The 19,741-nt window shown below is 41.3% G+C and carries 18 protein-coding genes and 1 pseudogene; 15 read left to right on the forward strand and 4 right to left on the reverse strand.

The window, feature by feature from the left end; translation table 11 throughout:
* Nucleotides 1-84: 84 nt before the first annotated feature.
* On the reverse strand, nucleotides 85-1,053 hold the full coding sequence (gene speB / locus AC3WLU_RS22680) for an agmatinase (RefSeq protein ID WP_098864306.1): 969 nt from the start codon (nucleotides 1,051-1,053) through the stop codon (nucleotides 85-87).
* Between the two features lie 412 nt (nucleotides 1,054-1,465).
* Here speB and AC3WLU_RS22685 point away from each other — a divergent pair, with 412 nt between their 5' ends.
* Complete coding sequence (locus tag AC3WLU_RS22685; protein ID WP_053535505.1) at nucleotides 1,466-2,812, forward strand: APC family permease; 1,347 nt, start codon at nucleotides 1,466-1,468, stop codon at nucleotides 2,810-2,812.
* 264 nt (nucleotides 2,813-3,076) lie between these two features.
* Here the strand turns inward: AC3WLU_RS22685 and AC3WLU_RS22690 are convergent.
* A pseudogene (locus AC3WLU_RS22690) lies at nucleotides 3,077-3,269 on the reverse strand (transposase); the annotation flags it as partial.
* 504 nt (nucleotides 3,270-3,773) lie between these two features.
* Here AC3WLU_RS22690 and AC3WLU_RS22695 point away from each other — a divergent pair.
* Genes AC3WLU_RS22695 through AC3WLU_RS22705 form a run of 3 tightly spaced genes read left to right on the forward strand, consistent with a single transcriptional unit; the run spans nucleotide 3,774 to nucleotide 5,642 of the window.
* Nucleotides 3,774-5,051, forward strand: a complete 1,278-nt coding sequence (locus AC3WLU_RS22695) for a Glu/Leu/Phe/Val family dehydrogenase (RefSeq protein WP_053535500.1) — start codon at nucleotides 3,774-3,776, stop codon at nucleotides 5,049-5,051.
* A 34-nt stretch (nucleotides 5,052-5,085) separates the two neighbouring features.
* Nucleotides 5,086-5,376 carry an SAV0927 family protein gene (locus tag AC3WLU_RS22700; RefSeq protein ID WP_492597976.1) on the forward strand — a complete coding sequence of 97 codons (291 nt, stop codon included), beginning with the start codon at nucleotides 5,086-5,088 and terminating at the stop codon, nucleotides 5,374-5,376.
* A 17-nt stretch (nucleotides 5,377-5,393) separates the two neighbouring features.
* Complete coding sequence (locus AC3WLU_RS22705) at nucleotides 5,394-5,642, forward strand: biotin/lipoyl attachment domain-containing protein (RefSeq protein ID WP_057277871.1); 249 nt, start codon at nucleotides 5,394-5,396, stop codon at nucleotides 5,640-5,642.
* Between the two features lie 302 nt (nucleotides 5,643-5,944).
* On the opposite strand, the gene AC3WLU_RS22710 is transcribed toward AC3WLU_RS22705, so the two are convergent.
* Nucleotides 5,945-6,685 carry an IclR family transcriptional regulator gene (locus AC3WLU_RS22710; RefSeq protein WP_098865372.1) on the reverse strand — a complete coding sequence of 247 codons (741 nt, stop codon included), beginning with the start codon at nucleotides 6,683-6,685 and terminating at the stop codon, nucleotides 5,945-5,947.
* A gap of 175 nt (nucleotides 6,686-6,860) precedes the next feature.
* On the opposite strand from AC3WLU_RS22710, the gene AC3WLU_RS22715 reads away from it, so the two are divergent.
* From AC3WLU_RS22715 to AC3WLU_RS22755, 9 genes are all read left to right on the forward strand, one after another.
* Entirely contained in the window at nucleotides 6,861-7,739 is an 879-nt protein-coding gene (locus AC3WLU_RS22715) for a dimethylarginine dimethylaminohydrolase family protein (RefSeq protein ID WP_278088994.1), read from the forward strand.
* Nucleotides 7,736-9,352, forward strand: coding sequence for a M20/M25/M40 family metallo-hydrolase (locus AC3WLU_RS22720; RefSeq protein WP_492597977.1), 1,617 nt, complete (start codon nucleotides 7,736-7,738; stop codon nucleotides 9,350-9,352). The genes AC3WLU_RS22715 and AC3WLU_RS22720 overlap by 4 nt, the downstream gene beginning before the upstream one ends.
* 166 nt (nucleotides 9,353-9,518) lie before the next feature.
* Nucleotides 9,519-10,862, forward strand: a complete 1,344-nt coding sequence (locus AC3WLU_RS22725; protein WP_492597995.1) for a YfcC family protein — start codon at nucleotides 9,519-9,521, stop codon at nucleotides 10,860-10,862.
* Nucleotides 10,863-10,910: 48 nt separating this feature from the next.
* Nucleotides 10,911-12,101, forward strand: a complete 1,191-nt coding sequence (locus AC3WLU_RS22730; protein ID WP_440438931.1) for an amidohydrolase — start codon at nucleotides 10,911-10,913, stop codon at nucleotides 12,099-12,101.
* Nucleotides 12,102-12,257: 156 nt separating this feature from the next.
* On the forward strand, nucleotides 12,258-13,019 hold the full coding sequence (locus tag AC3WLU_RS22735) for a dimethylarginine dimethylaminohydrolase family protein (RefSeq protein ID WP_440438930.1): 762 nt from the start codon (nucleotides 12,258-12,260) through the stop codon (nucleotides 13,017-13,019).
* Nucleotides 13,020-13,073: 54 nt separating this feature from the next.
* The gene (locus AC3WLU_RS22740; RefSeq protein ID WP_440438929.1) at nucleotides 13,074-14,489 is read left to right on the forward strand and encodes an amino acid permease; all 1,416 of its coding nucleotides are present in this window, start codon (nucleotides 13,074-13,076) and stop codon (nucleotides 14,487-14,489) included.
* A 364-nt stretch (nucleotides 14,490-14,853) separates the two neighbouring features.
* Nucleotides 14,854-15,078 (forward strand): SRPBCC family protein, encoded by a 225-nt coding sequence (locus AC3WLU_RS22745; RefSeq protein WP_492597978.1) that lies wholly within the window; start codon nucleotides 14,854-14,856, stop codon nucleotides 15,076-15,078.
* 152 nt (nucleotides 15,079-15,230) lie between these two features.
* A complete protein-coding gene (locus AC3WLU_RS22750) occupies nucleotides 15,231-15,569 on the forward strand; it encodes a VOC family protein (protein WP_063575820.1) in 339 nt (112 codons plus the stop codon).
* 59 nt (nucleotides 15,570-15,628) lie between these two features.
* Nucleotides 15,629-15,751 carry a hypothetical protein gene (locus tag AC3WLU_RS22755; protein WP_492597979.1) on the forward strand — a complete coding sequence of 41 codons (123 nt, stop codon included), beginning with the start codon at nucleotides 15,629-15,631 and terminating at the stop codon, nucleotides 15,749-15,751.
* Between the two features lie 220 nt (nucleotides 15,752-15,971).
* On the opposite strand, the gene AC3WLU_RS22760 is transcribed toward AC3WLU_RS22755, so the two are convergent.
* Nucleotides 15,972-17,804 (reverse strand): sigma 54-interacting transcriptional regulator, encoded by a 1,833-nt coding sequence (locus tag AC3WLU_RS22760; RefSeq protein WP_098865363.1) that lies wholly within the window; start codon nucleotides 17,802-17,804, stop codon nucleotides 15,972-15,974.
* 167 nt (nucleotides 17,805-17,971) lie between these two features.
* Between AC3WLU_RS22760 and AC3WLU_RS22765 the strand changes: the two genes are divergently transcribed.
* Nucleotides 17,972-18,202, forward strand: coding sequence for a hypothetical protein (locus tag AC3WLU_RS22765; protein WP_268565511.1), 231 nt, complete (start codon nucleotides 17,972-17,974; stop codon nucleotides 18,200-18,202).
* An 82-nt stretch (nucleotides 18,203-18,284) separates the two neighbouring features.
* On the forward strand, nucleotides 18,285-19,697 hold the full coding sequence (locus tag AC3WLU_RS22770) for a purine-cytosine permease family protein (protein ID WP_098865362.1): 1,413 nt from the start codon (nucleotides 18,285-18,287) through the stop codon (nucleotides 19,695-19,697).
* Nucleotides 19,698-19,741 lie beyond the last annotated feature (44 nt).

The raw sequence follows: 19,741 nt of genomic DNA on the forward strand, positions 1-19,741 counted from the left end.
CTGAGTCCGATAGAATACCGAACTCAGGTCTTAGAAGCTGCTTAAATTATATGTCTAACTTTATTGGGTCAGATCATGTTTGTCCTATAAACTTTTTTCGGCTGAATTCTCCTTTTTTTCTTCTTCTTTTAGTTGTAAGGCTACTAGACTGGCAAAGTCATGAATGATGGTGGCTGCCAATAGTGATGTAATTTGTGTTGGATCATACGGCGGGAGGACTTCCACCAGGTCGAACCCAATAAAGTTGAATCCTTGCAGAGAGCGTATCATCTCAAGGGTTTCAAAGCTATTTAGACCGCCGACCTCCAATGTGCCAGTTCCAGGAGCGCAGGATGGATCGACAAAATCAATATCGAATGTCAAGAAACATGGTGTATCCCCAATGGTTTTCTTGACTTCCTTCACGACATCTTCTATTCCTCTCTTCTTCAGCTCCGGCGTAGTTATCACATTGTACCCTAGTTCTGTACTGGAATCTAAATCTCCTGGATGATTGAGCGTACCTCTGATGCCAATCTGGAAAACTTTATCCGTTTGGAGCAAGCCTTCCTCATATGCACGGATAAACGGGGAACCATGCCAGTATTTTTCTTCATAATAAGTATCCCAAGTATCTGTATGTGAATCAAAATGGAGAAGTGCAACAGGACCGTGGATTTTTGCGGCTGCTCTTAAATTAGCCAATGTTACTGAATGATCCCCTCCGATGCCGATTGGAATGATACCGTTTTTCATCAAGTCTCCCATAGCCTTTTCAATTATCTCATAGCTTCGATGTATATTATGGGGAATCACCGAAACGTCCCCAATATCAATGGCATTACATTCGTCAAAAGGAAATACCTTGTGAATGGGATGATAAGGAAACAACGTCATGGATGCTTGGCGGACTGCCTGTGGAGCAAACCGGGCTCCTACCCTGAATGAAGCAGCTGTATCAAAAGGCATACCTACCACTGCCAATTTGGCATTTTCTCTTGTAGAAGGTAAGCGCATAAATGATCCGGTGGTACAAAACTCTGGTTTAACATCAGGTGATAAAGGATATTTCATTTTTCTATTCCTCCATTTTCTTATAACTATAGTAGTTTTGAAACTCATTAAATGAATTCCTATAGATGATTAATCATGCAATTACCATGCCAAGTCACTGTGAGTGATTTAATGAGGGTTTTTACTAGATAACATGGGCTTTGTGTATGCAAAGGCGAATAAGTTATGGGAAATTGAATCGCCGCCGATGAAGAGATACTGAAAGACTTCATATCTGTGAATCAATCATTTACCGGTAAGAATAAAGGAATTAAGGTGTTTTTCGTTTGTCGAAATAAACCGAAATCATATGGCACAGAAATTGCATAAAGGTATACAGGTAAAACTTTTAAAAAAGAGGGAGGCATGGGGATTATTCTAGTTAAGAAATTGAACTCACTGGTTTGAAAGCGGTTTCAAGGAGGAATGATAGGTGGAAAATGAGGTTACATTGAAAAGATCACTGAAATTATGGCAAATCGTTATGATGGGGTTAGCATATATGACCCCCATGGTCGTATTTGATACATTCGGCATTGTATCTGGGATTACGGGCGGCCATGTGCCGACTGCCTATATCGTTGCATTGGTGGGGATGCTTTTTACAGCTGCCAGCTATGGAAAACTTGTAAAGGTTTTTCCTGCTGCAGGTTCTGCCTACACTTATACGCAAAAGGCGATAAACCCGCATTTAGGATTCCTGGTAGGATGGTCCTCGTTGTTAGACTATTTGTTTTTACCTATGGTCAATGCATTGTTGACCAAAATTTATTTGACAGCATTATTTCCAGGAGTTCCTACATGGATTTGGGTAGTATTGTTCGTAGCAATCGTCACCATTCTCAATCTCAGGAGCGTCAATGTACTTGCTAACTTTAATGCGCTTTTTGTTTTAATTCAGATTGCCATCATGGCAGTGTTCATCATTCTTGTTGTCAAAGGTTTGAATGATGGAGAAGGTACAGGAGAAGTGTTTACATTAATGCCTTTCGTAAATGAAGGGATGGACTTCTCGGCCATAATAACCGGGGCTACGATCCTTTGTTTTTCCTTTTTGGGATTCGATGCGGTAACGACACTATCTGAGGAAACGCCGGATCCGAAAAAAACGATTCCAAAAGCGATATTTTTAACTGCGCTATGGGGTGGAATCATCTTCATTACCGCATCTTTCTTTATTCAGCTCTTTTTTCCGGATATATCCCGTTTTAAGGAACCGGATGCTGCATTACCGGAAATCGCCCTTTATGTAGGCGGGAAGCTATTTCAATCCATTTTTCTTTGTACGACTTTCGTCAATACGCTAGCCTCGGGACTAGCATCACATGCCAGCGTTTCCCGTCTTTTGTATGTTATGGGCCGTGATAAAGTGTTTCCGGAAAAATGGTTTGGATTCATTCATCCCAAGTGGAAAACACCAGCCATTAATGTACTCATAGTTGGAGTCATTTCAATGTCGGCTTTATTCTTTGATTTAGTGACAGCAACGTCACTGATCAACTTTGGTGCATTAATGGCATTTACCTTTGTAAATCTTTCAGTGATCAGCCATTTTATCATTCGGGAAAAGGAGCACCGAACGATAAAGGGGTGTATTAAATACTTAATTATGCCTTTAATTGGAGCTATAGCAATTGGCATTCTATGGATCAACCTTGAGGCAAGTTCCCTAATAATGGGGACAAGTTGGTTCATTATTGGTTTTTGTTATCTATTATATATCACAAAGGCATTCAGGAAGGCACCGCCCCAATACCAAGTTGAAGAAATTCAGCTATAAGACTTTGCAAGGAAAAACGCATTCGATAAGGATGCTTCAGTTTATAGACTTCAAAAGGTTTAGGAATGATTTCATTCCTAAACCTTTTTGATTTTTAATTGGATAAAGAATAGATTAACGCGACCATTTCTGGCCCTTGCCTGTCCAGTTGGATATCTTCTTTATATTCATGTAAGAGTCGCCTGCACCGACAATATTTTACGTCCGCTTGTTGTCCAAAGCATGCCATGGCTTTTCTTTTGCATCAGCGGATATTTCATAAGTAGTAGAGAAGTGTGGTGCTTTATCTGACATAACCTAAGAACCGGCATAGGCCACGTTCGTATTTACCTCTTCAATAGTTATGCATCAATCGAATAAATAGAGTAGATTGAATGAATGTCAGTTTAACCAAAATGACTGGGTCAATACTTGGGCGTACTACCTCTGAATACATATCTTTCACTAAGTCATAAATGATGATAACATTTAAAGTCGATTTCGCTTAATAGAATCATGTTTAGAAAGTATCCTTTTGACTTCAAGTTTTAATACTTCTTTTTTAAAAACAAATAAGACTGTAGGCAAAAGGGTTCTATTTAAAAGATAAACAAAGTTGATTGGAACGGAAGGTGCGAGCCTCCTGCGGGAAAAGCGTGTCGAGGGAAACCCCGCAGGAGCAAAGGCGCCGAGGGCGGACCGCCCGCGGAAAGCGAGTGCCTGGAGGCTACGTTAGAATTTATTATTATCTGGGTTTGACTACAGCCGGACGCATTCTAAAAGGATGCGTTTTTTTTGTATTTAATCATCATTTTTTACATATGCAAATCTGAATTGCTTATGAATTAATACATATGTCCTGATGTATTGTATGTGTGATATGGGTGAGGACAGATGGCGGTATGGTGCCATTCATACAATATCCTCAAAGCTGGCATGAAAGTTGCTTAATAAGTAATAAGAATAAAAGTGAGGTGCTAAAATGTCAGAGGAAATTAAGGTTATTGAAAAACGTCAATTGGATAATCCACTGCAAGAATTCCAGGATATCTTAAAAGAAGCGATTCATGTTTTGGACTATCCAGAGCAGGTTTTTGATTTTTTGAAAGCGCCAATGCGTTTTCTGGAAGTCTGTATTCCTATTCAAATGGATAATGGCGAGACAAGGATGTTTCAAGGGTATCGTGCTCAACATAATGATGCAGCCGGTCCAACGAAAGGGGGAATCCGGTTTCACCCGGATGTCACTCCTGAAGAAGTTAAGGCATTGGCCGGGTGGATGAGCTTGAAATGCGGAATAACCGATCTTCCATACGGAGGGGCAAAAGGCGGCATTGTGTGTGATCCGAGACAGATGAGTTCATCTGAGCTTGAGCGATTAAGCAGAGGGTATGTCAGGGCAGTAAGTCAAATAGTGGGCCCTACAAAAGATATCCCGGCACCAGATATGTATACGAATTCACAAATCATGGCCTGGATGCTGGATGAATATGATCACATCAGGGAATTCGATTCACCGGGATTCATTACAGGAAAGCCTCTGAGATTAGGAGGATCGAAGGGCAGGGAAAAAGCCACTTCCAAGGGCGTATTATATACACTTCAAATGATTTGTGATTTAAAGGGGATTCCCATTGAAGGCATGCGGGTAATCATCCAGGGATTCGGGAATGTTGGCAGTCATTTAGCATTGTATTTACATGAAATGGGGGCAAAGGTTGTCGGAATAGCGGATGAACTTGGAGGTTTATATGATCCGAATGGATTGGACATTCCTTACCTTTTGGAGAACAGGGACTCTTTTGGGGTCGTTTCGAACTTATACAAAGATTCATTATCCAATCAAGAATTATTGGAAAAAGAGTGTGATGTGCTGATCCCCGCAGCGATTAGCGGAGTGGTGAATAAGGATAATGCAAAACGACTAAAATGTGAAATCCTGATTGAAGCAGCAAATGGGCCGACGACAAAGGAAGCGATCAAGATTCTCGATGATAAAGGTATAGTGCTAGTCCCGGATATTTTGGCGAATTCAGGAGGGGTAATTGTCTCGTATTTTGAATGGTGCCAGAACAATCAAGGGTATTACTGGACGGAAGAGCTTGTAGATGAACGATTGAAGGAAAAGATAACGGCCAGCTTTTTGAATGTCTACCATACTTCACAAAAATATTCCGTGAACATGAAAGTGGCTGCTTATATTGAAGGGATTCGCAAAATAGCAGAAGCATCCCAGCTTCGGGGGTGGATCAGGTTCTGAACGAATTAGGGTTTACAAGAAAGGAGGCAATCCGTTGATTTTTGATATTCTTTCCGAAAATAAAGAAAACCAGGCTATTCATCATTATTGCTTATTGTCACAAGATTATAGATATGATGTAACCATTGTATATTCGGCCCAGTTTTTCGGTAAAGCAATGGTGACTTCCATGCAAAGCGGAAGAATGATCCTGCTTTGTGCCAATGATATTAATTTAGATCAGTACTGGGCTCCGACCCTTGGCATTGAACAAGAAGATATATCTGAGTTCCAAAACTTTCTAAGGTTAGTTTTACAAACCCCATTTCATTTTGAAGAATACTGAAGGAAGGAATGATGTAAATGTACGTTGATGTGATTCTTAGCCCTTGTGATGGCAGGATTGAAAAAATTTCAATATCCAAAAATTCGAGATTTTACGAATGGGAACAATTATTTCAGATTAAGAAGGCAGATGGAAGTGTGGAAATCATTGATATTGGTGTCAGCGGGAAAATAGAAACTTTGGAGGTATTGGAGGGCGAACCAGTGGTGGCCGGCGAGGTCCTCGCCTATTTTAAAGAAGATTTATTTGTGACCGGCAGCGATTAATATAAAACGAAAGGCTGTTTTCGCATACTTTGTTGCTATTTACGAAGTAGTGCAGTGTGGTTGATTTCCCCTCCAGGTGCTCGCTTTCCTTGGTGCGGGCGGTGAGCCTCCTCGGCGTAAACGCCTGTGGGGTCTCACCTATCCCGCAGCTCCCGCAGGAGTCTCGCACTTCCGCTCCAATCAACCTAAAATAGTTTCGTTTTAAAAACAACAATCTTTACGAAAAGAGCCAAACAAAAAGAAGATGATATGATTCATCTTCTTTTTGTTTTATCCGATAATCCTCCACTTCTCTCTTATTATCATGGTCCCCTATACCCCAATTTTGCAGAAACCCGATTCCCAGTTTCCATCACATTCTTAATGAGGAAATCGAGTCTTTCATCTGTCAGGTTAAAACTGACAAAACCAATGCTCACCGCACCGTGAACTTCCCCAAAATGGTTCAATATCGGTACGGCAACAGAACAGGTTCCCTCTGTTCTTTCACTGTGACTGATCCCATGTCCCTTCGTTTTAGTCTCTTGCAATATATCCCAAAAAGCTGCTCTTTCTTTAGTTGGTAGAAGAGCATCTACGATTTTTTTCGTTTGATTATATGGCATATAGGCGAGCATCGCTTTATTGGCAGCCCCGATATGCATAGGTACACGTGAGCCAAGCTGGTCATAAACCCGGATTTGGCTCTTTTCACTGTCGATCCTTTCGATAACGAGTGATTCCATCCCGATTGGTTGGCTTAGATAGACGCTTTCCTCCACTTTGTTCATAAGCCTTTCGAGTTCAGGTCTTATTTGACTAATGTAATCCATTTTGTCATACATGCGTAAACCATATTCGAGCCAAATATTCCCCAAACCATATTGTTTGGATTGCCCGTCCTGTTGAATTAATCCATGCAAGGACATTGCCTTTAACAACCGATGCATGGAGCTGACAGGAAGATCACATTCTTGGGAAAGTTCCGTAATTGACAGCCAGTTTTCCGAAGAATTGGATACCAGCACCTTTATAACGTTCATGGCGCGGTCGATTGATTGCATATAAAAACCACCTATCTTTCCATACAAGTTAAATAAAAAGTTAATTTATTTGAAAATTTAAAACATATTGACATTATACCAAAACTAAATTTATAATAAAAGAAAAATTCCTATTGGCGGAAACGTTTTCCGCTATGCGGAAAAGGGGGGAGAGGCAGTGACATTTTGTTCGTCCATGTACAAACCATTGGAACGTGTCATTGTAAAACATCCGAAAGAAGCTTTTATTAGTCAAGAGCATTTAAGCCAAACATGGGAGAACTTCAACTTTTTGGAAGAGCCAGATTTCAACGAAGCGCTAACAGAGTATGGTGACTTTATATCCATTTTGGAGAAATATGTCCCAAACATCGATTATTTGCCAGCATCTTCGGTAGTTGGCATTGACTCCTTATATGCGCATGACCCAGTCAAATTCACTAGCCAAGGGGCCATTATTTTAAAGTCGGGGAAAGAATCGAGGCAGCCTGAAGCGACTGTATACAAGGAATACTGTAAGGAAAAGAACATCCCGATCATTGGGTATTTAACGGGTGATGCGGTCGCGGATGGCGGTGATATCGTTTGGCTTGATGATAAGACCTTGGTTGTCGGGCATGGTTATCGTACAAACGCTGAAGCCATTCGGCAATTAAAGGAAATGACCGCACATCTTGTGGATGAATTCATCGTAGTTCAGCTTCCGCATGATCAAGGAGAGGCAGAGTGTCTCCATCTCATGTCTTTCATCAGCATGATCGACCATGATTTAGCGGTAGTTCATTCCCGCCTTATGCCTGTCTTTTTCAGAAAACTGCTTATTGAACGAGGCATTCAGCTTATCGAAGTGCCGATTGATGAGTACTTGAACTTGGGGTGTAATGTGCTTGCCATAGCTCCGCGGGTTTGCGTGATACCTTCTGGTAACGCTTACACGAAGCAAAAGTTAATTGATGCGGGAGCGACAGTTTATGAGTACAAAGGAACTGAAATCAGTTTCAAGGGCACTGGAGGTCCTACCTGTTTAACCTGCCCGGTGGTGCGTACAAATATTGATGAAGGGGGATTGAAATGAGTCAATTACTATGGGATACTCCAGAAACGCTCCGTGCTTTGTTGTGTGAACTTGTTAGCTGGGAAAGCCGGACTCTTACACCAGGGGAGCGAATGTTCTCTTATAAGGTGCAAGAGAAATTAAGGGAGCTTGATTATTTTAAAAGGAACCCGGCACACTTATCGCTTCACGAGGCAGATTTAGGAAGGAATTTTGTCAATGCCTTTTATAAACATCCCGATAGCAAGGAGACCGTAGTATTAATTAGCCATTTTGATACGGTTCATACTGAAGAATACGGTGACCTTGAGACTCTTGCATTTCAACCAGAGGAGCTCACGAAAAAACTTCATGATAGGAAAGATGATCTGCCGGAAGAAGCGCGCATTGATCTGGAATCAGGAAAGTACTTGTTTGGTAGAGGAACGATGGATATGAAAATGGGGCTTGCCCTTCATATGGCTATCATCGAAAAGGCAAGCATCGAACAATGGCCGATCAATCTCCTGCTGTTAACGGTTCCGGATGAGGAAGTGAATTCTGCGGGAATGAGGGCTGCAGTTAAAGAACTTGTGGCTTTACGGGATAAATATGACCTTTCCTATAAAATGTTTTTTAATAGTGAACCGTCCTTTTCACAGAAACCGGGTGATCATAATCATTATATTTATTCCGGAACTTTGGGGAAAATCATGCCCGCTGCCCTTTTTTATGGGAAAGAAACTCATGTAGGTGAGCCATTAAAGGGCATAACCGCCAACTATATAGCCTCGTTTCTCACGCAGCTCATGGAGTGGAACACTCTTTTTCTGGAAAGTGACCTTGGCGAGGAAACACCTTTACCAGTATCGCTTCAGCAAAAAGATCTAAAACTACAATATTCAACACAGACACCTTATCGGGCAGCCGCGCTTTATAATGTGTTCATCATGAAAAGAACAGCTGCAGAAATAATGGATCTATTCGAGCAGGTTGCGAACGAAGCAGCGATGAAATGCAATGAATCTTATAAAGAACTTTGCCTGCGTGAAGAAATTGAAGGTGTGGGCGAAGTACAAGTATTGCGCTACGAAAAGTTACTTTCATATGCCGAGGGCAAATTTGGCGGGAGTTTTGTTGAGCAAATAAAGAGTGAAGTTAAAGGAAACAAGGATTTGGATGAACGGGAAAAATCAGTGCGGATCGCTGAAAAATTGATGATACAATGTCAGGAGCTATCACCCGCCATTGTATTGCTGTTCGCACCGCCATATTATCCAGCCGTCAATTCGTCCGATGATCCGCTTATCATCGAATCTGTGAAATTAATGAAGGAGACTGCCAGAAAGTTTGATGAAGAAGTCAGCCAAATTCATTATTTTAATGGCCTTTGCGATTTAAGCTATGTTCAATATACTGATGATTCTGACGGCTGGACGGCTTTTGAAAAAAATACACCAGTCTGGGGCGATACTTACAGCATTCCTTTTGCCGATATGCAAAAACTTCAGGGACCCGTACTTAATGTGGGGCCATTCGGCAAGGATGCCCATCAGCGTACTGAGCGCCTTCACATCGATAGCGCCTTTGTCCATACGCCCGTTTTGCTTGAGAAGTTAATAAAGAGTATGTTTAAGTGTTTGGTTGAAAAGTGATGGTCCGACAGGAAAACTGGATTAATAGCATTAAACTTTAACTGGGGGTATTAAGATGAATGACCTTCCTAATGGTCCAATCACTTCCAAGCCGCTTAACCAGAATAATAAGCCACTTAACCAACTAACGGAGTTGCCGGAAAAAGGGGTAAATCCTTTTGTATTAATGTTTATCGTAATTGTGATAGTGACGGTTCTAACCTATATCTTACCAGCAGGCCAATATGAAAGAATTGAAAAGGATGGCCGAAGTGTAGTCAATCCCACTTCTTTTGAATTCGTAGAATCAACACCTGTGGGATTATTGGAAATGTTCAGCAGTATTCATGCAGGGATGATTGAAGGAGCATCAATTATCTTGTTCGTCTTTTTGTTTGGCGGAGCACTGGGAATCATGCAGGCAACAGGAGCACTGGATTCCTTCATTAAGTTTGTGGCTGTCCGATTCGGAACAAAAGAAAAATTGCTTATTTCGTTGATGGTATTAATCTTCGCATCATTAGGGACACTGATCGGCTCTGCTGAAGATGCATTAGTTTATATCGCCATCATTGTTCCGATGACGATCGCATTAGGCTTTGATGCACTTACTGGTTTTGCGATCGTCATCCTTGGAACATTGGCGACTGGATTCATTTCGGGCATTACGAACCCATTTAATGTTGGAGTTGCCCAAAGCATTGCAGAATTGCCCATGTATTCGGGAATGGGATTGCGAATCGCTCTTCTTGTTGTTTTTTATATCGTTACAGTATTGTACATCTATTTTCATGCAATGAAGGTTAAAAGGAACCCTGAACTGGGGGAGTATGGGAAATTCAGGCGTGAAGAACATGGACAACTTGATAAAAACTTTAGGATGAGCAAAAGACATAGCGCTGCTTTAATTATTTTATTGGTGAATTTCATCCTATTAGTCTATGGAGTTATTAAATTAGGATGGTATATAAGTGAAATTGGCGGCTTGTTTTTATTAAGCGGGATCATAATGGGCCTAATCGGAGGCTTGACTCCGTCCAAGATGGCTAATGGTTTTATTTCAGGAGCAGGCGATATGGTTTCCGGGGCATTGATAATAGGTGTTGCTCAGACAATCTTGGTCATCATTACAAGTGGCGGATTGCTTGATACCATTTTATATTATGCTGCAGGATTGGTTGAGCAGCTTCCTCCCGCCATAAATGCAATCGGAATGTTCATTGTTCAATTATTCCTTAACTTCATTGTTCCTTCAGGAAGCGGACAAGCAGCATTGACGATGCCGATCATGGCTCCATTAGCGGATTTAATGGGTGTGACAAGACAAACGGCAGTTTTAGCTTTTCAATTAGGGGATGGGATTTCAAATATGATATTTCCGACTTCTGGAGTGCTATTGGCTGGACTGGCAGTGGCCGGCATATCATTTACGAAATGGGTAAAATGGGTATTTCCCTATCTTTTGATTCAGGTTGCCGTAGCAATTATCTTTTTGATCATTGCTCAAAGCATACAGTATGGCCCTTTTTAAAGATGTGAAAAATCTGAATATTTGAACTAAGTGATCTAGGAGGCATTTATGATGAAGACAATACAGGAGACAGTTTTGGATGAAGTGATTTCATGGAGACGTCATTTTCATGAAAATCCGGAGCTCTCGTATCAGGAACACCAGACTTCCGAATTCATTTATAGGAAATTAAAAACCTTTACAGGATTAGAAGTGACAAGACCTACCGAAACGAGTGTTTTAGCGGTTCTCAAAGGCGCAAAAAAATCACCCCGAAAAACGAATACCATTTCTTTTCGTGCAGATATTGATGCACTCCCGATTGAAGAGGAAGCAGATATTGAATATAAATCAAAAAATCCTGGGGTTATGCATGCATGCGGACATGATGCACATGCTGCGATGTTATTAGGTGCTGCAAAAGTCCTCTCCGGGAAAATAGACGAGATTAATGGAGAAATTAGGTTCGTTTTCCAACATGCCGAAGAGGTTCTGCCAGGAGGAGCTCAGGAATTGGTGAAAAAAGGGGTCATGGAAGGAGTGGATTATGCATTTGCATTGCATGTTACTCCTTATGAACGAACAGGAACCATATGTTTAAGGGAAGGGGTATTCTGTGCAGCAGCCGATGATTTTGAAATTAAAATCATAGGGCAGGGCGGTCATGCGTCGACTCCGGAATTAACGGTAGATCCGCTTATCATTGGTGCAGAAATAACGACGAATATTCAACATATCGTTTCCAGAAAAATTTCAGCTCTTAGGACACCTGTCATTTCAGTCACCCAATTCCATTCCGGAAGTGCGCTCAATGTCATACCTGAATATGCAGAAATCGGCGGTACCATTCGTTCCTTGGACGCTGATAGCCGAGTTAAAGCTAGGGAGTATCTAGAGCAAATCGTTAAGGGGATTTCAGAAGCGCATGGGGCAAAATGTGAAGTCACTTGGTATTTAGGGTATCCAGCGGTGGTGAATGATAAAGCTGCCGTTGATATTTCAAGAACGGTCATGGAAGGTATTTTTGAGGAAAATAATATCATCCAAGTTGATGATCCTATGTTTGGGACAGAAGATTTTTCGGCTTTTTCCGAAATCGTTCCCTCTTCCATGCAATTTCTAGGCGTCCATGATAATGAATTTGGAAAAGCTTATCCTTTGCACCATCCTAAATTTAAAGTCGATGAGAAGGCTTTAGGGTATGGAGTAAGATATTTTGTAGGAATAGCGGATAAATTATGCGGTCATCAAAATAATTGAGAAAGCATGGACTAAGAAGAGACATCCCTTATAGTTAAGAAAGACTTTCGGTTGTCTCTTCTCTCGCTTTTGTCATAGTTAAGCAACTGCCTGAACAGCAAAAAGGTGAATTTCCCACATTTTAAAAAATAAGCAACCTATTTAGGAGGAATATATATGTTTAATCACGCGATTGTAAGAAAGATTGGAAAAAGTTTTGTAAATGGCTTAACAACATCGGATTTAGGAAACCCGAATTATGAAAAAGCGCTTGTACAACACGAGGCTTATGTAGAAGCATTAAAACAATGCGGTGTGAAAGTGACCGTTCTCGAATCGGATGAGAGGTATCCTGATTCCACGTTTGTAGAAGATACCGCGGTGTTGACGCCCAAATGTGCCCTTGTAACCAATCCTGGAGCGGAAAGCCGGAATGGTGAGATTAATGAAATGAAAGAAGTTTTAAAGGACTTTTATGACACAATCGAATATATTCAATCTCCAGGTATGTTAGATGGCGGGGATGTAATGCAAGTTGAGGATCACTTCTATGTTGGCCTTTCAACCAGAACGAATGAAGCAGGTGCTCTTCAGTTCAAAGATATCATGGGTAAGTATGGTTATGGCACGACCATCATTCCCCTTAAGAAATTCTTTCATTTAAAAACGGGTGTCAATTACCTGGGAGACAATAATTTATTAGTGGCAGGAGAATTCATTAATCACGAGGCTTTTTCCAGCTTCAATCAAATAACCGTAAAACAGGAAGAAGAATATTCCGGTAACTGCGTCAGAATGAACGACTGCGTTATTATCCCTAAAGGATTTGAGGGTACAAAGAAAAAGATTGAAGAATTGGGATACACAGTGATTGAAGTGGAAATGACTGAATTTCAAAAACAAGATGGCGGCCTTAGTTGTCTTTCATTGAGGTTCTAAGATGGTTTTTGGGAGAAGGCATATGCTTACTAGATAAAATAAGGACGTGATTATATGGGGTATGGACTGGAGAATAATGATCAGCTGCAACGCTCAATGAAAAGACGCCATTTATTTATGCTTTCACTCGGCGGCGTTATTGGTACAGGCCTTTTTTTAAACGCTGGCTATACAATTAACCAAGCGGGGGCAGGCGGAGCCCTGATCGGTTATCTAGCAGGCGGTCTTATTTTGTATATGGTCATGGTCTGCCTTGGCGAGCTGGCCGTTCATATGCCGGTTACCGGATCATTCCAAAAATATGCTGCCGAATATATTGGGCCTTCCGCTGGTTTCTCTCTAGGATGGATGTATTTCGTAGGCTCAGCCGCAACTGCAGGAGTTGAATTTACGGCAGCAGGAATATTGATGAAACAATGGTTCCCCCATAGTCCTACCTGGATTTGGTGTGCGGTGTTCATAGTGCTTTTATTTACATTGAATGCATTAACGACAAAAGGTTTTGCAGAGGCGGAATATTGGTTCGCTGGAATAAAAATCGTTGCAGTGATTTTGTTTATCTTGATTGGAATCGCTGGTATCTTTGGTTTTGTCTCTTTATCTGATCGTCCAACCCCATTCTTCGAGAATTTGGCACCTTCTGGTCTATTTCCAGCTGGCGGCATTACAATTATCTTTGTGACAATGATGAATGTAATATTCTCTTATCAAGGCTCAGAACTTATAGGAATAGCGGCAGGTGAAAGTGAAAAACCTGAAGAAAACATTCCTAAAGCCATTCGAAACGTACTATTTAGAATCATTGTTTTTTACATTTCATCCATTATCATCCTTTCCGCCATATTCCCTTCTTCGGAATTAGGTTTATTGGAAAGTCCTTTTGTAACTTTGATGAAGATAGCGGGGATTCCTTATGCAGCAGGTATCATGAATTTCATTATATTAACAGCCATTCTTTCAGTGGGGAATTCATGTCTTTATGCATCTACAAGGTTGCTTTGGTCGATGGCCCATGATGGGATGGCACCAAAAGTGTTTGGTCTATTGTCCAAAAGGAAAGTGCCCTTGAATGCCCTTCTTTTTACGATATGCTTTTCGCTTCTCTCGTTATTGACTAGCTTCATTGCGGCGGATACTGTGTTCGTGATACTAATGTCCATAGCGGGTATCTCCGTCACGATTTCATGGATGGGAATTGCTTTATCGCAATATATGTTTAGAAAGAAATTTATTAAAGCGGGTGGCAAAACGGAAGACTTACAATATATAGTGCCGTTTTACCCATTCGTCCCGTTGTTTTGTTTAGGCTTTTGTTCGCTGATTCTAGTATTCCTTGCCTTTGACCCCACTCAAAGAGTTGGACTGTTTTATGGAATAGGATTTTTGGTAGCCTGTATATTATTCTATAAATTTAAATTGGCTAAGAAAGCAGAGTCGAACACGAACTTGGAAAATGAAAAAATATTGTAATAGAGTCCCTATATTGATTGCCCGTTCGTATAAAAGGTTAGCCAGAGTTATTACTGGTTAACCTTTTTTAATCTTGTAGCTGAGGTCACTTGAATGATTACTTGGGAGGGGAATACTGACATTTTGGCGAAATAGATGGAATATCATATTACGAACATAGGAAGGAGGAATGGAGATGTCTGATAACAAAGTGACGAATAACATCACAACGAGTATAGAGGGGGGATCTCGTCATGTAGCGTACCCTTGACGGGCAGCGGGACCTTGTTTTTTCTGAGCACTGGCTGGATGGTGGGGACCGAGTGGATGGCAAACGGAAAATCGGGCGTTTAATTTTAAGTCTGACGGCGTATGGCATTATTGCATGCGGTGCACAGATGAAGAAGGCAATGCAGCCGACGGTATGCCAGTTATACTGGTAACGTTGACGTTTGTTGAACACGAGGGTAAGACAAAACCCATCATGCGTTCTGGATTCGCTTCAGTCGAGGGGCTTCAGCAAGTAATGGGAATGGGTATAGTCCAAGGATGTGCCTCACAATTTTACCGCCTCGTCGACCTGCTGGATAAGCTTCAGGAGCTGTGGTAAAAAGGTATGGGTGCTATTTAACAACTCGTATCATTGAACCTAACATTGCGAATCTTACTTAAGCAGGATCGCTTTTTTCTTATGCAGCTAAGGACAATGAAGCATGTGGAGAGAAGGAAAAGAAAACTATACAATTAAAAATGGGGGAAGTAATGAAAATCAATCACATAAATTTAACTGTTAATGATGTTACAGCTTCACGTGACTTTTTAGAAACATACTTTGGATTGACATGTGCAGGAAGTAGGGGAGATGGGTTCGCTGCAATGAAAGATGATGATGGTTCCATATTGACTCTGATGAAAGGAAGCAATGTACAATACCCCAAAACTTTTCATGTTGGATTCATTCAAGAAAATGAAGAACAAGTTAACAGGATCAATCAGAGGTTGAAGGAGGATGGATTCAAGGTAAAACCTCCACAACACATACACAGATATACTTTCTACGTGGAAGCACCCGGAGGATTTAACGTTGAAGTACTGTGTTAAAAGTATAAGGAGATGAAATGCCGTTTTCTAAAGATGAATGAGGAGGAAAACTGAAAAAGATGGTAGTGAAAGTGCTAAAAATACTGGATTTACCACAAAATATTTCTGCAATGGAAATGCAAGAATTTATTCAAAATCAATTGATGGAAAAAATGAAAATACCTACATTCATTGCAATCTAGGGAAGCTCCAAAGTTGGAGCGATGGATGTAGGCATGCTCTAGAAATCCACCATGGATCTCTGAGATACTTGATTTTAAAAAGATCTTCTATGTAGTTGTATATATATGGTTTGATAATAACGAAAAAGCTGACTGCAGGAGCCCGTTCAAAACGGCTCCTGTTATCAGCTTTTCTTTTTTACCATGGGCTCCAATTCGATAATGGGACTGCACGCCGAAATCAAACATGTATGTTTAGCTGTTTGCGGAGACGTTGCATTTCTGAATTGAAATAGGCTTTGCTGTAATCACATCCGACAATTGCTACGATATTGCCGTCATCATCAATGATTGGCGCAAAGCTTGTTTTCCACTCTCCGTACCTGTCTTCGTATATGGGAGTAACACCCGCTTTACCATTAAACGCCTGGTAAGCGACATTGACCATTTCCGGGGGACCCATATATTCTTCCCCCGGTTCAATTACAAAGCCTTTGTCTGCAACAAGGTGAATCAGACGTCCATCCTCCGACATGATAAATATAAAGACCCATTCAATTACGCCTTCCTTTTCTTGAATCATGGTAAGTTTTTGTTTTAATTTCTGGGAATAGGAAGTTTGCCGGTTCATATTTTTTTGTAGACTGATAACCTCTTCAGCTGGAATGATAGCTGCGGTTACAACGGCAACGGATCGAAGCCGCTGGTTTATTTGTTCTTCTAAAATGGCCCGTTTATCCACTGGTGAAAAGCTTGCCTCTTCCATTTTATTTCGTAATTTTTTATATTTCCTGCTCATCGTCGGCTGGCTGACTTCCAATACCTTTGCCGCCAGTTTCAATGATTTATATTGTTCCATCGCCATGTTGATGAGTTGTTCTTCCACAAGGTCAACAGCTTCCTGCAAAGGCATTAGGAAATCGATGACAGGTAGTGAAAGAGGTTTGGGCCCTTTAAATGGAAGCACCTCTTTAACCAAAGCAACATCCACTTCCGGCATTCCGCTAGTAATCACAAGTCTTTCAACTGTATTTTCAAGTTCGCGCACGTTACCGGGCCATTGATAGATGCAAAGCAAGTCGATTGCATCCGGGGTGAACGCTACCTTTCGATTGTACAGTGTATTGTACTTTTGTAAAAAAAACTGAACCAGGTGGGGAATCTCATCCACACGATTTCTTAGCGGCGGAAGATGGATAGGCACGACATGAAGACGATAATATAAGTCTTCTCGGAATTCACCTTTTTTCACCATTTTTTCGAGCGATTTATTTGTTGCGGCAATCACTTGAATGTCAACAGGGTGTGAGGTCGTACTTCCAATTGGTGTGACAACTCGTTCCTGAAGGACACGAAGCAGTTTTACCTGTACGTTAAGCGGTAACTCGCCCACTTCATCCAAAAATAAGATACCTTTATGGGCCAGTGTGAATTTTCCCTTGGCGCCTTCTTTCCGTGCGCTGGTAAAAGCCCCTTCTACATAGCCAAACAGTTCGCTTTCAATCAGGTTTTCCGGAATGGCGCCGCAATTGACAGGTATAAATGGTCCGTCGCTTCTATTACCCATATTATGTATGGCCCTGGCGGCTATTTCCTTTCCTACACCGGATTCCCCCAATAAAAGGACGGTTGCGCTGACATCACATACCATTTGCATTTTATGAAGAACATCAAGCATCGGTTTACTGCGGATCACAAATGGAAAAGTTGGCTTTTTCGATTCCGTTAATGGTCCCGATTGCCCCCTTGATGTATCTGGATATGAGTCTTTAATTTCTTTGTAAGCCCAGACCCATGCCCCGGATTCAATTGGGTATGCCGTCATCAGCAGCTCATGACCCTGCCATGAGGACTGCATGATAGATCTTTTCTCATTTTTGCCCATTATCTCTTCTGCCAAGCTTGTGGAAAATAAATCTTGTTCAACATCCTTGATGGAACCACCGACATTAGCGGATTTGATTGTATGGAATAAGGTTTTCCCTGTTCCAGTCGATTTCATGATGGTGCCATTTTTATCTGTCACAATAAGCTGATCGTAAATAGACAAGAGTGCAGAGGTGAAGTGATCCATTTATGTCTACCTGCCTTTCATTTAACTTCCTAGTTTCATATTACAGAAATTTCACAATTGTTCAATAGTTTCAAAAATGAATATTCTTCCTATTGAAAACCCTGTTAGCATAGTGCTTTCTGATTGGCATGGTTATTGCAATAAGTAAAGAGAAGGGACTAGAAAGCATGATTGCAAAGGAGGGAGAAGCGATTTTGAATAAAGAGAATCAGTTCCAACAGAATATCAATTCTGAAGATCCCTTTATTAAAAATCTATATTCAGATTTGAATGAGCGGATCAATGCGTATGAGCAGGAAGATGCCGTGAAAATCGAAAAAATGAAATGGAGTGATGCGACAGGTTCTATTTTTTTCATGGTTTTAATCATCGCCTACCTAATCTATTCATTTGTCTAAAATGTTGTCTAGGTCACGAAGAACAATGACAGCCTCATTCCAAGCCATACAATCATTATTTTAATAGTTGGGAGAGAAGCGTGTGAGCAAAGAGAAATCCTCCATTTCAAAGGATGTGGCCTTTGGGTTCTTACCGGCAAGTAAAAACGACCGGATTTTTAACCTACGGGATTTAATTTTAGTTCAAGTTGTTATTGGCCTCTCATCTTTTGGGCTGTTGACTGGCGGATATACAGGTACAATGCTTGACGCGAAGCAGTCACTTGCAGCGATTTTATTCGGTAACGCCTTCCCTATGCTGTTGATTGTTCCCATTACCCTTTATTTTGCGCGTTATGGCATAGACACTTTTGTAGGGTTTCGAAGTTCACTTGGTTATTTAGGATCCAATATCTTTTTCTTTGTTTTTCTTATTTTGACCCTCGGCTACATTTCCATTGCGCTCTTTATGTCCGGCCAGGCGTTGGCAGAGGCTGCTAATTGGCTGGGGATGCCCGCAATTTTTTCAAGCCAAGCAATGGGGGCGCCGTTTTTCTCGATATTACTCTTTATCTGTGCATTTCTTGTAACCGTGAGGGGACCGGTAGCGATTCAAAAATATACCGCAGTGGCCGTGCCGGTTTTTATGGTTCTCATGTTTGGCCTTCTCGCAATTGTCTTGTTTGGACAGGGATTCACGAAAGTTGCCCATATACTTCCTTCTGAACCCTTTGAAACGACTTCTCGTTCATTCGCGACAGCCCTGGAATTAAATATCGGTCTCGGCTTTTCATGGCTTCCGTATCTTGGCCAATACAGCCGTTTGTCCAAAACAGAAGGAGGCGCATTTAAAGCGGGATTCTACAGCTATGGAATCATCGTCTGTATCGCTGCTTTAGTTGGGGCCCTTGCTGCATTAGTCGCTGGTTCACTTAATCCTTCTGACTGGATGTTTTCCATCGCAGGAAGTTGGGGCGGCTTCATTGGCTTGATTTTACTTTCGGTAGGGAATGTCGGTGCAGCCATTTTCCTTATGTACTCACAAGCTGTCAGCTTTAAAACTGTATTCCCGAAAAAATCATGGATGATTGCGATGGGAACGACCGTACCGACTATATTCTTACTTCTAAGCTCAACGTTCTACGATGCATTTGGCTCATTCATTGCTGTCATTTCCTTCATTATGGCTGTACTTGGCGGCATTGTCGTGGCAGATTACTTTTTTGTAAAGCGCCAACGCATTTCAATAAGGGATTTGTATGACACACAAGGCTCTTATACTTATTGGAAAGGCATTAACCCGTCTGCCGTTCTCACGGTGGTCATTGGAACGATCGTTTACTGGGCACTCTATAATCCATTGACTTTTGAAGCAAGTGACTTTTTCCTTTATACAGCTGCCGGAATTCCAACATACTTTGTCGCTTTAGTCACCTACTATGTTTCATCTAAATACATTTTCCGTTATGAAGTTGACATGGTGCGTCCATCCGTGGAATTAAAGGAAGCTAAGTAGAAAAAAACTCACTTTAAAGAATCTAGGGAACGAGAGGAGATTGT

The sequence above is a fragment of the Peribacillus sp. FW305-BF15 genome (assembly GCF_058783805.1).

Excerpts from the sequence above, each read along its gene's own strand:
- AC3WLU_RS22755 (WP_492597979.1), top strand. The coding sequence starts at position 15,629 with ATGGTAGTGAAAGTGCTAAAAATACTGGATTTACCACAAAATATTTCT.
- AC3WLU_RS22730 (WP_440438931.1), top strand. The coding sequence starts at position 10,911 with ATGATGAAGACAATACAGGAGACAGTTTTGGATGAAGTGATTTCATGG.
- AC3WLU_RS22715 (WP_278088994.1), top strand. The coding sequence starts at position 6,861 with ATGTACAAACCATTGGAACGTGTCATTGTAAAACATCCGAAAGAAGCT.
- AC3WLU_RS22735 (WP_440438930.1), top strand. The coding sequence starts at position 12,258 with ATGTTTAATCACGCGATTGTAAGAAAGATTGGAAAAAGTTTTGTAAAT.
- AC3WLU_RS22720 (WP_492597977.1), top strand. The coding sequence starts at position 7,736 with ATGAGTCAATTACTATGGGATACTCCAGAAACGCTCCGTGCTTTGTTG.
- AC3WLU_RS22745 (WP_492597978.1), top strand. The coding sequence starts at position 14,854 with ATGCGGTGCACAGATGAAGAAGGCAATGCAGCCGACGGTATGCCAGTT.
- AC3WLU_RS22710 (WP_098865372.1), bottom strand. The coding sequence starts at position 6,685 with ATGCAATCAATCGACCGCGCCATGAACGTTATAAAGGTGCTGGTATCC.
- speB (WP_098864306.1), bottom strand. The coding sequence starts at position 1,053 with ATGAAATATCCTTTATCACCTGATGTTAAACCAGAGTTTTGTACCACC.
- AC3WLU_RS22750 (WP_063575820.1), top strand. The coding sequence starts at position 15,231 with ATGAAAATCAATCACATAAATTTAACTGTTAATGATGTTACAGCTTCA.
- AC3WLU_RS22765 (WP_268565511.1), top strand. The coding sequence starts at position 17,972 with ATGATTGCAAAGGAGGGAGAAGCGATTTTGAATAAAGAGAATCAGTTC.
- AC3WLU_RS22760 (WP_098865363.1), bottom strand. The coding sequence starts at position 17,804 with ATGGATCACTTCACCTCTGCACTCTTGTCTATTTACGATCAGCTTATT.
- AC3WLU_RS22705 (WP_057277871.1), top strand. The coding sequence starts at position 5,394 with ATGTACGTTGATGTGATTCTTAGCCCTTGTGATGGCAGGATTGAAAAA.
- AC3WLU_RS22725 (WP_492597995.1), top strand. The coding sequence starts at position 9,519 with ATGTTTATCGTAATTGTGATAGTGACGGTTCTAACCTATATCTTACCA.
- AC3WLU_RS22695 (WP_053535500.1), top strand. The coding sequence starts at position 3,774 with ATGTCAGAGGAAATTAAGGTTATTGAAAAACGTCAATTGGATAATCCA.
- AC3WLU_RS22740 (WP_440438929.1), top strand. The coding sequence starts at position 13,074 with ATGGGGTATGGACTGGAGAATAATGATCAGCTGCAACGCTCAATGAAA.